Source organism: Thalassococcus sp. S3 (assembly GCF_004216475.1).
In the GTDB taxonomy this organism is placed as follows: Bacteria; Pseudomonadota; Alphaproteobacteria; order Rhodobacterales; family Rhodobacteraceae.
Genome location: NZ_CP022303.1, coordinates 944417 through 956511, shown reverse-complemented (window position 1 = coordinate 956511; position 12095 = coordinate 944417). Strand labels below are relative to the sequence as shown.

Genomic DNA, 12095 nt, shown 5'->3' with positions numbered 1-12095 from the left:
TCGCCCCGGATCATGCGGCCACGCCAACCCCACGGCCCGGGGCGTCCAGAACGCGGCTCATCGCCGCCGACATATCCAGCATCCGATTGGCAAAGGCCCACTCGTTGTCATACCAGCTTAGCACGCGCACCATGCCGCCCGCCCCGACATGCGTCTGCTCCGTCGCCACGATCGAGGAGAAAGGATTGTGGTTGAAGTCCGAGGAGACCAGCGGCAAGCCGCTGGTCGAAAGCACGCCATGCAATGGACTTTCGGCGGCGGCTGTTGCCAAGGCCGCGTTCACCTCCTCCGCCGTGACAGGGCGCTTCGGCATGAAACACAGATCAACGGCAGAAACGTTTGGCGTGGGGACCCGAATGGCCGATCCGTCAAGCCGCCCGTCCAGATGCGGCAGGACCAGACCGACCGCGCGGGCCGCCCCCGTCGAGGTCGGGATCATCGAAAGGGCGGCAGCCCGCGCCCTGTACGGGTCGCGATGCAGCGTGTCCAGCGTCGGCTGATCTCCGGTATAGGAGTGGATCGTTGTCATGTAGCCGGTTTCGATCCCGAACGCATCGTCCAGCACTTTCGCGACCGGCGCCAGACAGTTGGTCGTGCATGATGCATTTGACACGACCAGATCGTCTGCCGTCAGCGTGTCGTGATTGACGCCGAACACCACCGTCCGATCCGCGCCTTTCGCAGGGGCGGAGACAAGCACCTGACGCGATCCGTTCTCAAGGTGAGCGGCGGCCATATCCCGCGAATTGAAGACGCCCGTGCATTCCAGCGCGACATCGATGTTCTTCCAAGGCAGCTTCGACGGATTCCGTTCGGATGTCACCTGAATACGGTGAGAGCCGACAACCAGCGCATCGCCGTCGATTTCAACCGTCGCTGCCAGATGACCGTGCACGCTGTCATACTGCAAAAGATGGGCATTCATTTCGACCGGGCCCAGATCGTTGACCGCCACGATTTCAACGTCTTTGCGTCCCGTCTCGATCCAGGACCGCAACACGCACCGGCCAATCCGTCCAAAGCCATTGATCGCAACCCGCGTTGTCATCTCTCTTCCTTTCGAACATGAAAAACTGAGGGCGTCATAGCGGGAACGAGATCGAATTGATAGCGCTAACAAAACTGATTGCGCAGGTTGGTATGGATTGCGGGCGTGTTGTGCGATTGGCGGGCACTTTCACTCTGCTGCATGTCGCTGCGTTGCGATGAATTCGAACAAACGCGCGACGGCCTCGGCCCCGGGGTCGTTATGCCCGGCAAGTTTGTCCTCGGCGATATAGGTCGCACGCCCGGCTTTGGCGCGGGTGATCGTTGCTGTGACCTCCGCGCCCTTTCGCGCAGCTTCCGCTGCGGCATCGACACCGTCCGGCAACGCTTCAAGCGCCGGCGCCAGCGCGTCGATCATCGTCCGGTCACCCGGTTTTGCCCCACCAACCTGTTGCACGCGGTCAAGCCCCGCCTTCAGGGCACCCACCGGACCGATCCCGTTGGCCGACGCATCCCCGGCAGCGGTGAAGAAGATGGCCAGCAGAACGCCGGATGATCCGCCCATCGTTTGGCTCAGTTCAAGGCCGATTGCCCGATAGAGCTGGGTCAGGTCAGCAAGTGGCAGACGATCGATTGCCTCAAGCAGCGCTCGCGCCGCGGTGGCAAGGGTCGATCCCGTATCGCCGTCTCCGGATTTCGCATCAAGCGCGTTCAGATCCGCCTCCGCCGCGATCAGGATCGCACAACACTTCTTGATGAAGCCCGCCATCTCGGGGTTCTTGGACGGGATCGGCTGGATCGGCGTCAGCCCGTCTGGCAGCGGCAAAACCTCCACGTCACCCACCGCATGACAGCCGGGCCAGGCCCAGGGTGCGACGGGCGCCTGCAAGGCAGGCTCGTCCGCCTTGCCCACCGGCAACAACGAGACGGAGAAGCCCTGCATATCCAGCGAGGTCATCATCGGCGCCGGCCCGATCAGCCAGCGGATCTGACCTCCAATCGTTGAGGTTACGAGTTCTTCGGCCAGCACCGACATCTCCAGCGGCGTCGTGCCCCCCAGATTGTTCAGGAGAGCCACATGCGGACCCGGCGCGAGGGTCGCGGCAAGCTTGTCGACCACCATCGCCATGGCGGCCTCGGCGCTTTCGAAATCCACCTGTTCGATCCCAGCCTCTCCATGAATACCGAGGCCAAGTTCGGCCTTTCCGGCCGCGATGCGCTCTTCCTTGGGAGAGCCCGGAACCGTGCAGGTATCCAGCGACATTCCGATCGACGAGACACCGTCGATGACACGCTGAGCCGCCTGCGTCACCGTTTCGAGATCCGCGCCTTGATCCGCCAGCGCGCCTGCAATCTTGTGCACGAACAGCGTGCCCGCGACGCCGCGCGCCTGCGGCAGGTCCGGCAGTGCGACATCGTCATCGACCACGACCATATTCACCGTCAGACCAAAGGCGCGTGCCCGCTCGGCGGCGAGGCCAAAGTTAAGCCGATCCCCGGTATAGTTCTTGACAATCAGAAGGCAGCCGGCCTTTCCCGTCACGGCCAGAATGCCCGCCAAAACCGCATCCACCGATGGAGAAGCGAAAACATCGCCGCAAACCGCAGCCGTCAGCATCCCCTGCCCGACAAAGCCGGCATGGGACGGCTCGTGCCCCGATCCGCCGCCTGAAACAAGCGCGACCTTGGACTTGTCCCAGTCGGTGCGTACCACGACCTTGATATGCGGATAGCCATCCAGACGCGCCAGGCGTCCGCCTGCCGTGCGCAAAACCCCGTCAATAGCCTCGGTCACCAAATTGTCTTTGGCGTTGATGAACTGCTTCATATCAGATCTCCTCAGACAAGGCGCGTGCCGCTCGCGTCGAAATAAAGTGGGTTGCGGGGCTGGATAGCGACGGTATCTCCGGGACCAAGCTCGGTGTGGACATCCGTCAGAGTTACGATGTCGTGGCCTTCCATATTGAGGTGAAGTCGCGTCTGATCGCCCAGATGCTCGACCCTCACGACCTGGCTTGGTCGCCCCTCGCCTTGCGCCACATGTTCCGGGCGCAGACCGATTGTCGCCGCGCCGACCGGCGCGCCGCCAAAAAGATCGGCTGGCAGCGCATTGATGCGTGGCAGACCAAGACGACCCGCCACATAGAGGCTCACGGGGTTTTCATAGATCTCGCGCGGGGTGCCGAACTGGACCAGCCGTCCTTCGTCCAGCACACCTACATGGGTGGCCATCGTCATCGCTTCGATCTGGTCGTGGGTGACGTAAAGCAAAGTCGCGCCCAGGCTCGCCTGGATACGTTTCAACTCCACCCTCAGATCGGCCCGCAGCTTGGCATCAAGCGAACTGAGCGGCTCATCCATCAGATAGATCGCGGGCGAGCGTACCAGAGCCCGGCCAATCGACACGCGCTGCATCTCGCCCCCCGACAGCTCTGTCGCCTTGTTGTCGAGCTTATGGGGGATGCGCAAAACCTCCGCCACCTCGGCCACCTTCCGCGCGATCTCGTCCTCCGGCGTATTCAGGATCGGAGAGCGAAGCGGAAAGGCCAGATTGTCCCGCACCGTCATGTGCGGGTAGAGCGAGTATTGCTGAAACACCATCGCCACATCGCGCTGCGCTGGCGTCTCTTGCAGAACGGGCCGACCTGCGATTGCAATCTCTCCCGCATCGGGCTTCTCAAGGCCCGAGATCAGACGCAATGTCGTCGTCTTGCCCGCGCCCGTAGGTCCCAAAAGCACAACGAACGCCCCATCGGGGATTGTCATCGTCAGGTCTTCGACGGCCACGTCCTTGCCGAACCGCTTGGTCACCCCTGTCAGAGACACCTCAGCCATGGCCCAGCACCCCTTCGTTCAGATCGGATCTGAGCGCGCGTCCCGTCTGGCTGTCAAAAAGCGTCACGGTGCGTGCGTTGAATGTGAGGCCCACCGTTTCGCCAGTCTTGGCCCGCTGATCCGAGGCGATCCGCGCCTTGATATCGCCCAGCGCAGTGCTGAGCGAGACGATCTGCGTCGTGCCCAGATACTCCACCGCCTGCACCTCCGCCCGGTAGGGGGCCGCATCGCTGAGTTGCACATGTTCCGGGCGCACGCCGAACACGATGTCCCCGTCAAACGGCTCGCGCATCTCCGGCACGCCGAAATTCTGATGCTGCATCTGAACCTCGGTCGCCCCGGCCTCGATCCCGCCGTGAAACCTCATGAAGTTCATGGCAGGCGATCCGATGAAATCGGCCACGAACATCGTCGCCGGCTTGTCATAGATATCCTGCGGCGTTCCGAATTGCTCGATCACGCCGTGGTTCATCACGACGATCTTGTCGCCCATCTGCATCGCCTCAAGCTGGTCATGCGTGACATAGACCGTTGTTGCCCCCATCCGGTCATGCAGCGCGCGCAACTCTTCTGCCATGTGCTCGCGAAACTCCGCATCCAGCGCGCCCAGCGGTTCGTCCATCATGAACGCCTTTGGATTGCGCACGATCGCCCGGCCCAACGCCACCCTCTGCCTGTCCCCGCCCGAAAGGCCGCCGACGGGCCGGTTGAGGATCTTCTCGATCCCGAGGATCTTGGCCGCTTCCGCCACCTTCGCCTTGACCTGCGCGCGGGGCATGCCCTGGCTGGTCAGCGGATAGGAGATATTCTTGCGGACGTTCATGTGCGGGTAGAGCGCAAACATCTGAAAGACAAAGGCAATGTCCCTCGCACTCGCTGGCTTCTGCCCCACCTCTTCGCCGTCCATATAGATTTCTCCGCTGGTCGGCAGTTCCAGCCCGGCAATCATGCGCAAAGTCGTCGTCTTCCCGCAACCCGACGGGCCGAGCAGCATGAAAAACTCCCCATCCTCGATTTTGAAGGACGACGATTGCACCGCGGTGAAGTCACCGAATTCCTTGCGCAGGTTCTTGATCACGATCTCAGCCATCCGCTCTACTCCGGGAAATGGCTGACAATGATGAACATCACCGTGCCCACCAGCGTCACGATGAAAGAATAGGTATAGGCCACCAGCAGAAACGGCTGCATCAGCATCACCACGCCCACCCCGATGAGGATCGAGGCGACCATCTCCCACGGCCCCCGGCGCATGCGCGCCAGCCCGGTCAGAAAATCACGCATGACAGACCTCCCCCGCTCCGCCCTTCATCTTGCCAAATAAACTCAAATGCGACGGGCCTCATTTGCGCACCGCTCCGAAGGTGATGCCCCGCAACAGATGCTTGCGCAGCAGGATGGTGAAGATCATCACCGGCAGCAGGAAGATCGTGGCCCCCGCCGCAACCGCCGGCCAGTCCAGCCCGCCAATACCGATGATGGTGGGAATAAAGGGCGGTGCGGTCTGCGCCGTGCCGGATGTCAGCAGCACCGCAAACGCATATTCGTTCCACGCAAAGATCAGACAAAAGATCGCCGTCGATGCGATCCCCGTCGCGGCCTGCGGCAGAACCACCTTGTAGAAAGCCTGAAACCGGGTGTAGCCGTCGATCAGCGCGGCCTCTTCGTATTCACGCGGGATCTCGTCAATGAACCCTTTCAAGAGCCACACCGCAAGCGAGATATTCACCGCCGTGTAAAGCAGGATCATCCCCAGATGCGTGTCGCTCAGCCCCAATTGCCGATACATCAGAAAGATCGGGATCGCGACCGCGATGGGCGGCATCATCCGCGTGCTGAGAATGAAAAACAGCAGATCATCCGCTAGCGGGATCTTGAACCGGCTGAACGCATAGGCCGCCAGCGTGCCCAGAAACACGCTGAGAAACGTGGAGCCGAAGCCGATGATCACCGAATTCAGAAACCGCTCCCCGAATTTCGAGGGGCCGACGATCACCATGCCCCGCTCGCGCACGATCTCTTCGGCGAAATTCTCCGGTGGCGGTAACGTCTCAAGCTCTTCAGCCGACACCCGCGTCCGCGTGGTGAAGAGGTTCACATAGCCTTCCAGCGACGGCTCAAAAATCACCTTCGGCGGATAGGAAATCGAATCCGGCGGTGTCTTGAACCCGGTCAGGAAAATCCAGGCCAGCGGGATCATCGTGATCAGCGCGTAAAGGATGACCAGCGTCCCCGCGACCCATTTCTGCCGCGCGCTGGGTTCGGTGATCGAATAGCTGCTCATCTCTCTTTCACCTTGTTCAGCGCCTTCACGTAAATGCTGGCGAGGCCAAAGACCGTGACAAACAGGATGATGGCATAGGCGCTGGCATAGCCCGTGCGCCACTTCTCGAATGCCTCCCGCTTGAGGTTGATCGACGTGACCTCCGTCACCGATCCCGGCCCGCCGCCGGTCAGTTGCACGACCAGGTCGAACATCTTGAAATTCTCGATGCCGCGGAAGAGCACGGCGAGCATCAGAAACGGCAGCACCATCGGGACGGTAATCGTCCAGAATTGCCGGAACTTGCTGGCCCGGTCGATCTCCGCCGCCTCGTAAATATAGTCGGGAATGGACCTGAGCCCCGCCAGACAGATCAGCATCACGAACGGCGTCCACATCCACGTATCCACGATCACGATGGACCAGGGTGCGAGGCTGACCGAGCCCAGCATCTCGAAACTCGACGGATCGGCGCCGGTGAAGAAGGCGACGATGTAGTTAAAAAGCCCGATCTGCGGCTGATAAAGAAAGGTCCAGAAATTCCCCACCACCGCCGGCGATAGCATCATCGGCAGAACGATGATCGTGGTCCAAAGATCATTGCCCTTGAATTTGCGGTTGATCAGCCAGGCCAGCGTGAACCCGATCAGCACCTGCAAAACAATCGTCCAGAACAGAAAATGCGCGGTCGCCTGCATGCTCAGCCAGATATCGCTGTCTGTCAGGATCCGTTCGTAGTTCCGCAGGCCGATATAATCGACCTCCCGGTTCGGGCGGTTGGCACGGTAATTGGTAAAGCTGAGGTTGATCGTCCAGATCAGCGGAAAGATGTTGATGGCCAGCAGCAGAAAGATCGTCGGCCCCACAAAGATCCAGGCAATCGCCCGATCCGACAATCCCTTGATCCTGCGCGCCACACTCGGCGGGGTTGCACGCGCTGCCATATCTGCCGGTGTGTCAGACAAAATGACATCCTTTCAGCTGGAAAAATCCGCTTACCGATCGGCGCCGCATGCGCCGCGAGAAGGCCTCGCAAGAGGCCGCCGAGCACACCCGGCGGCCCCGCTGCTCTTAGAGCTTGCCTTCGTCTTCGAAGACTTCCGTCCAATCCTCGATCAGCTTGTCGAGCGCCTCCTGAGCCGTGCCCACATCCGCCACGACATAGTCATGCAACCTTTTTTGCATGGCCAAGAGCAGTTCGGCATAGGTCGGCTCCTGCCAGAAATCCTGCACCGCATCCATCGCTTCCAGGAAGTCGCCCGCAAAGGGCTGGCTCTCAACAAAACCCGGATCCTGCAGCACCGAATTATGCGCCGAATAGCCGCCCAGCGACCACCATTTCGCCTGTACGTCCGGCTGCGCGAACCACTTGATATACTCGAGCGCCGCATCCTGCTTGTCGGAATAGGCCACCACGCTGATACCCTGCCCGCCCAGCGTCGACGCCGACTGGTTCTGCGGCGGGTTCACAAAAAAGTCGATCTTGTCCCCGCCCGTATCCGGATCCGCATAAAGCCCCGGGAAGAACGCAAACCAGTTCATCGCCATCGCGACCTGCCCGGATTTAAACGCATCCAGGCTCTCACCCATATAGCTGTCCGTATAACCCGGCGGCGTGCAGCACTCGTAAAGCTCCTTGTAGAACTCCAGTGCCTCCACCGCTTCCGGCGAATTCACCGCGCCCGCCATATCGTACGATCCAGGCTCGTTTTCGTACTTGAACCCCCAGGCATAAAGCGCGCCGGTCGCGCCCATCGTGATCCCTTCCGAGCCGCGCTCGGTAAAGATCGACACGCCATAGCGCGTCTGCCCGTCAATTTCGCGTCCCTGAAAGAACTTCGCGATCTGCATCAACTCTTTCTGTGATTGCGGCTCGCGCAGGTCCTCTCCGGTCGCCTCCTTGTAGGCGGCTTGAATCTCGGGATCGCTGAACCAATCCTTGCGATAGAACCAGCCATTCGCATCCCCCATCGCCGGCAACGCGTAATAGTTCGGCGTCCCCTTCGGCCAGGTCGAATAGGCATAAACCGTCGCCGGGGCGAAGTCGTCCATGCTAATCCCTTCAGCGTCGAAGAACTCGTTCAGCTTCACGTAATGGCCATTCTCAGCCCCGCCGCCAATCCACTGGCTGTCCCCGATCAGCAAGTCGCAGAGCTTGCCGCCCGAATTCAGCTCATTCAGCATCCGGTCCGCGAAATTCGGCCACGGGATGAACTCGAAATTCATGTTGTGCCCGGATTGAGCCTCGAATTCCTTGCTCAATTCAACCAATGCATTTGCCGGGTCCCAGGCCGCCCAGCAGAGCGTCAAATCCTCCGCCTGCGCGCCTGAGGCAAAACCAACGCCCGACGCCAAAGCCGTCGCCGCCAGAAATCTGGTCGCTTTCATTCTCCAATCCTCCCATATCCGCGCGCGGTTTCTCTCCTGCAGTCCTCCCAGACCCCGACCGGCGCTTTCCAAAGCGTATTTGAGGTGCGTACCTCAAGTAAAGGGAATTTTGTGAGGTACGCCCATCAAAGACAGTTTATCTCGCTAAGTCAAAAGTGAGAGGCTCGTCTGAGCCATACGTGCGAAACCGCTTAAGTCACGGCGATCCTTCACATATTCAAGGACACCCAGGCCCCGTTGCGGGCAGAGGACCGCGCGCAGGCATCCACGAAGGCGACCCCCGCCAATCCGTCCTGGACCCCGGGATAAAGCACATCGCGCGGTGCAGCCTCACCCGCCTGATGCGCCCGAATCGCGGCAGCTGCCTCGGAGTAGATCGTCGCAAACGCCTCCAGATACCCCTCCGGATGTCCCGACGGGATGCGCGTCACACGTCCCGCCGCGTCCCCTGCCCCGGCATTGGCCCGCGTCAGTCGGCGCGGCGGCTGCCCGAACGGCGTATGCCAAAGCGTATTCGGCTCCTCCTGGGCCCATTCAAGCCCGCCCTTCTCTCCGTAAATCCGCAGCCTCAGCGCGTTTTCGTTTCCCGGCGCGACCTGGCTCGACCACAACATGCCCCTTGCCCCGCCCTCAAAGCGCATCATGACATGGGCGTTGTCGTCCACGCGGCGCCCCTCCACGAAACTCTGCAGGTCCGCGCTCAACTCCGCCAGCGCAAGCCCCGTCACAAACGATGCCAGATGAAAGGCATGGGTGCCGATATCTCCGATACTCCCCCCCGCACCGGAGCGTGCCGGATCGGTGCGCCACTCGGCCTGTTTGAGGCCCGAATGCTCTGCCGCCTCCGTCAGCCAGTCCTGTGGGTATTCGGCTTGTACCACGCGAATGGCGCCCAGCTCCCCTGCCGAAACCATCTCCCGCGCCTGCCGGACCATCGGATAGCCTGAATAATTGTGTGTCAGCACGAACAGCGCGTCCGACCGCTCCGCCGCCTTGACCATCTGACGCGCCTCTTTCAACTCCGCCGTCAGCGGCTTGTCGCAGATCACATGAATACCACGCTTCAGAAACTCCCTCGCGACAGGAAAATGCATGTGGTTCGGCGTCACGATCGCCACCGCGTCGATGCCCGCCTTCAGCCGCGCCTCGCGTTTGGCCATCTCCGTAAAATCGTCATAGACCCTCGCCGGATCCAGCCCCAGATCCGCGCCCGATGCCTGTGACTTCTCTGCTGTCGACGAAAAGCACCCCGCCACAAGATCAAAATGATCGTCGATCCTCGCCGCGATCCGATGCACCCCTCCAATAAAGGCATCCCGTCCGCCGCCGACCATGCCCAGCCTGATCCGGCCTGCATTTATCCTTTCCATTCCAAACCTCCTCCCACTGCTTCTTTGGGTCAAAAATATCCCGGGGGAATCGCCCTTCGGGCGATGGGGGCAGCGCCCCCAAACGGGGTGGGTGGGCGGGCCCACCCGCCCGGCTCACAATCCAAGCATCGCCCGGTTGGCCGCCTCGTCCGTCCCGCCATCGGCAAAATCATCAAACGCCCGCTCGGTGACGCGGATGATGTGATCGCGCACAAAGGCCGCCCCCTCGCGTGCGCCGTCCTCGGGATGCTTCATCGCGCATTCCCATTCGACCACGGCCCAGCCATCGAAATCGTACTGGGTCAGCTTCGAAAACACCGCCTTGAAATCCACCTGCCCGTCGCCCAGCGACCGGAACCGCCCCGCGCGATCCACCCAGGACTGATACCCGCCATAGACCCCCTGCCGCCCTGTCGGGTTCAATTCCGCATCCTTGACGTGGAACATCTTGATGCGCTCGTGATAGATGTCGATGTTTTCCAGATAATCGAGCGCCTGCAGCACGTAGTGGGATGGATCATAAAGCATGTTGCAGCGTGCATGCCCGTCCAGACGCTCCAGAAACATCTCGAATGTCACGCCATCATGCAGATCTTCACCCGGGTGGATCTCATAGCAAATGTCTACGCCGCATGCATCGGCGTGATCCAGGATCGGGCGCCAGCGCGCCGCCAATTCATCAAAGGCCGTTTCCACCAAACCTGCCGGTCTTTGGGGCCAGGGGTAGATATACGGCCAGGCCAACGCGCCCGAGAAGGTGACATGCGCACCGATCCCCATGTTACGGCTGGCCGTAATCGCCTTTTTTACCTGATCGACAGCCCAGGCTTGTCGCGCGCTCGGATTGTTGCGGACCTCTTCCGCGGCAAAGCCATCGAAAGCGCTGTCATATGCCGGGTGAACGGCCACGAGCTGACCCTGCAGATGGGTGGACAATTCCGTCACCTCAACCCCGTTTTCGCGGGCAACCCCTTTGAATTCATCGCAATAATCGGTCGAGGCCGCTGCCTGATCCAGGTCGATCAGCCGGTCGTCCCAGCTTGGCACCTGCACCCCGGCATACCCGCATTCCGCTGCCCACTTCGTGATATCAGGCCAGGACGAAAATGGCGCTTCGTCTCCCGCAAACTGTGCCAGAAACAAGGCTGGCCCCTGGATGGTTTTCATGAACTCACTCCTCCCAACTCCCTTGACGCCGACGCGTCAGGTCAAATTCTCCCGCAAGACAATCTCGATCCGGATTTTCTCCTGCGACGCGATCACCTCCACCCCGTCGCAATGCGCGCGCAAAACCCGCATCGCGCTGCGGGCGATGTGGCCGGCATTTTGATTGATGATGACGTCGACAACCCCCGCTTCGAGCGCATCGCGGGCGTGGGGCGTCAGATCGTGTCCGACCACGACAAGATCGTGCGCCTGGCCCCTGCCCCGCAAGACCTGGGTCACGCCTCTCAGGCCAGCGCCGACACAATAAAGCCCGACAACGTCCTCGTTCAGTCGCAGACATTGTTCGGTCACCCTGGCCGTCAATTCATGGTCATCCCGACCTTCGACCGAAGGCAGCACCTGGATATGCGGAAAGCGCTCTGCCATGACGTCGTCGAACCCCATCCGACGCTGCACCATGTCACGGGCCTGCATGGTGTTGACGACGACGGCAACCTTTCCCGCGCGATCCCCCACGAAACGGCCCATCAGCACACCCGCTGTTCGACCAGCCGCGGTATTGTCAATTCCAACAAAATGATCCCGGGCCGAGTTCGTCTGGTCGGTGACCAAGGCCACGACCACGACATTTCTGGCCTTCAGCCGCGCGATGCCGTCCCGCACCATGGGGGTTTCGTTGCCCATGATTGCAACGCCATCAACCTGTTCCTGCTCGATCTGACGAAACACCTTGTCGACGGCTACGGGGTCCGAATATGGCGCGGACAGAATGCGAATGTTTGCCCGGTCCGACAGCGGTCCCGCCGCCGTTTCAAGGATCGCGTCCCGCAAAGCCACCAGAAACTGGCTTGGCCCCCGCGGCAGAACAAACACGAACTCGTAGCGTCGCTGGCGCGCAAGATTGGCCGCATAGATATCGCGGGTATAACCCAGCTTTTGCACCGCATCCTTCACCCGCTTGACGGTCTTTTCGCGGACGCCCGGCCGGGAGTTGAGCACACGATCCACCGTGGCCAGGCTGACGCCGGCCTCTCTCGCGATGTCATGTACAGTCGGTTTGCTCATCCTGACCCCCGGTCTCGAAA

11 protein-coding genes are annotated in these 12095 nt (G+C 61.1%); all 11 read right to left on the bottom strand.

Annotation, left to right across the window (positions count from 1 at the left end):
• Nucleotides 1–10: 10 nt before the first annotated feature.
• The 11 genes from gap to CFI11_RS04900 all read right to left on the bottom strand — a co-directional run bounded on the left by gap (nt 11) and on the right by CFI11_RS04900 (nt 12075).
• Nucleotides 11–1048, bottom strand: coding sequence for a type I glyceraldehyde-3-phosphate dehydrogenase (gene gap / locus CFI11_RS04950; RefSeq protein WP_130403635.1), 1038 nt, complete (start codon nt 1046–1048; stop codon nt 11–13).
• Nucleotides 1049–1177: 129 nt separating this feature from the next.
• On the bottom strand, nt 1178–2815 hold the full coding sequence (locus CFI11_RS04945; RefSeq protein ID WP_130403633.1) for a dihydroxyacetone kinase subunit DhaK: 1638 nt from the start codon (nt 2813–2815) through the stop codon (nt 1178–1180).
• An 11-nt stretch (nt 2816–2826) separates the two neighbouring features.
• Complete coding sequence (locus tag CFI11_RS04940) at nt 2827–3822, bottom strand: ABC transporter ATP-binding protein (protein ID WP_130403631.1); 996 nt, start codon at nt 3820–3822, stop codon at nt 2827–2829.
• Entirely contained in the window at nt 3815–4912 is a 1098-nt protein-coding gene (locus tag CFI11_RS04935) for an ABC transporter ATP-binding protein (RefSeq protein WP_130403629.1), read from the bottom strand. The genes CFI11_RS04940 and CFI11_RS04935 overlap by 8 nt, the downstream gene beginning before the upstream one ends.
• 5 nt (nt 4913–4917) lie before the next feature.
• Nucleotides 4918–5106, bottom strand: coding sequence for a hypothetical protein (locus CFI11_RS04930; protein WP_130403627.1), 189 nt, complete (start codon nt 5104–5106; stop codon nt 4918–4920).
• A 58-nt stretch (nt 5107–5164) separates the two neighbouring features.
• Nucleotides 5165–6106 (bottom strand): carbohydrate ABC transporter permease, encoded by a 942-nt coding sequence (locus tag CFI11_RS04925; protein ID WP_130403625.1) that lies wholly within the window; start codon nt 6104–6106, stop codon nt 5165–5167.
• On the bottom strand, nt 6103–7029 hold the full coding sequence (locus CFI11_RS04920; protein ID WP_371687479.1) for a carbohydrate ABC transporter permease: 927 nt from the start codon (nt 7027–7029) through the stop codon (nt 6103–6105). The genes CFI11_RS04925 and CFI11_RS04920 overlap by 4 nt, the downstream gene beginning before the upstream one ends.
• A gap of 127 nt (nt 7030–7156) precedes the next feature.
• The gene (locus CFI11_RS04915; RefSeq protein ID WP_130403621.1) at nt 7157–8473 is read right to left on the bottom strand and encodes an ABC transporter substrate-binding protein; all 1317 of its coding nucleotides are present in this window, start codon (nt 8471–8473) and stop codon (nt 7157–7159) included.
• 209 nt (nt 8474–8682) lie between these two features.
• The gene (locus CFI11_RS04910) at nt 8683–9843 is read right to left on the bottom strand and encodes a Gfo/Idh/MocA family protein (RefSeq protein ID WP_130403619.1); all 1161 of its coding nucleotides are present in this window, start codon (nt 9841–9843) and stop codon (nt 8683–8685) included.
• Nucleotides 9844–9957: 114 nt separating this feature from the next.
• Nucleotides 9958–11010 carry a sugar phosphate isomerase/epimerase gene (locus CFI11_RS04905; RefSeq protein WP_130403617.1) on the bottom strand — a complete coding sequence of 351 codons (1053 nt, stop codon included), beginning with the start codon at nt 11008–11010 and terminating at the stop codon, nt 9958–9960.
• A 36-nt stretch (nt 11011–11046) separates the two neighbouring features.
• The gene (locus tag CFI11_RS04900; RefSeq protein WP_130403615.1) at nt 11047–12075 is read right to left on the bottom strand and encodes a LacI family DNA-binding transcriptional regulator; all 1029 of its coding nucleotides are present in this window, start codon (nt 12073–12075) and stop codon (nt 11047–11049) included.
• Nucleotides 12076–12095: the final 20 nt, after the last annotated feature.

What these genes read in the sequence shown, in the direction of transcription:
- CFI11_RS04920 (WP_371687479.1), bottom strand. Translation starts at nt 7,029, where the DNA reads ATGGCAGCGCGTGCAACCCCGCCGAGTGTGGCGCGCAGGATCAAGGGA.
- CFI11_RS04915 (WP_130403621.1), bottom strand. Translation starts at nt 8,473, where the DNA reads ATGAAAGCGACCAGATTTCTGGCGGCGACGGCTTTGGCGTCGGGCGTT.
- CFI11_RS04910 (WP_130403619.1), bottom strand. Translation starts at nt 9,843, where the DNA reads ATGGAAAGGATAAATGCAGGCCGGATCAGGCTGGGCATGGTCGGCGGC.
- CFI11_RS04925 (WP_130403625.1), bottom strand. Translation starts at nt 6,106, where the DNA reads ATGAGCAGCTATTCGATCACCGAACCCAGCGCGCGGCAGAAATGGGTC.
- CFI11_RS04945 (WP_130403633.1), bottom strand. Translation starts at nt 2,815, where the DNA reads ATGAAGCAGTTCATCAACGCCAAAGACAATTTGGTGACCGAGGCTATT.
- CFI11_RS04900 (WP_130403615.1), bottom strand. Translation starts at nt 12,075, where the DNA reads ATGAGCAAACCGACTGTACATGACATCGCGAGAGAGGCCGGCGTCAGC.
- gap (WP_130403635.1), bottom strand. Translation starts at nt 1,048, where the DNA reads ATGACAACGCGGGTTGCGATCAATGGCTTTGGACGGATTGGCCGGTGC.
- CFI11_RS04935 (WP_130403629.1), bottom strand. Translation starts at nt 4,912, where the DNA reads ATGGCTGAGATCGTGATCAAGAACCTGCGCAAGGAATTCGGTGACTTC.
- CFI11_RS04930 (WP_130403627.1), bottom strand. Translation starts at nt 5,106, where the DNA reads ATGCGTGATTTTCTGACCGGGCTGGCGCGCATGCGCCGGGGGCCGTGG.
- CFI11_RS04940 (WP_130403631.1), bottom strand. Translation starts at nt 3,822, where the DNA reads ATGGCTGAGGTGTCTCTGACAGGGGTGACCAAGCGGTTCGGCAAGGAC.
- CFI11_RS04905 (WP_130403617.1), bottom strand. Translation starts at nt 11,010, where the DNA reads ATGAAAACCATCCAGGGGCCAGCCTTGTTTCTGGCACAGTTTGCGGGA.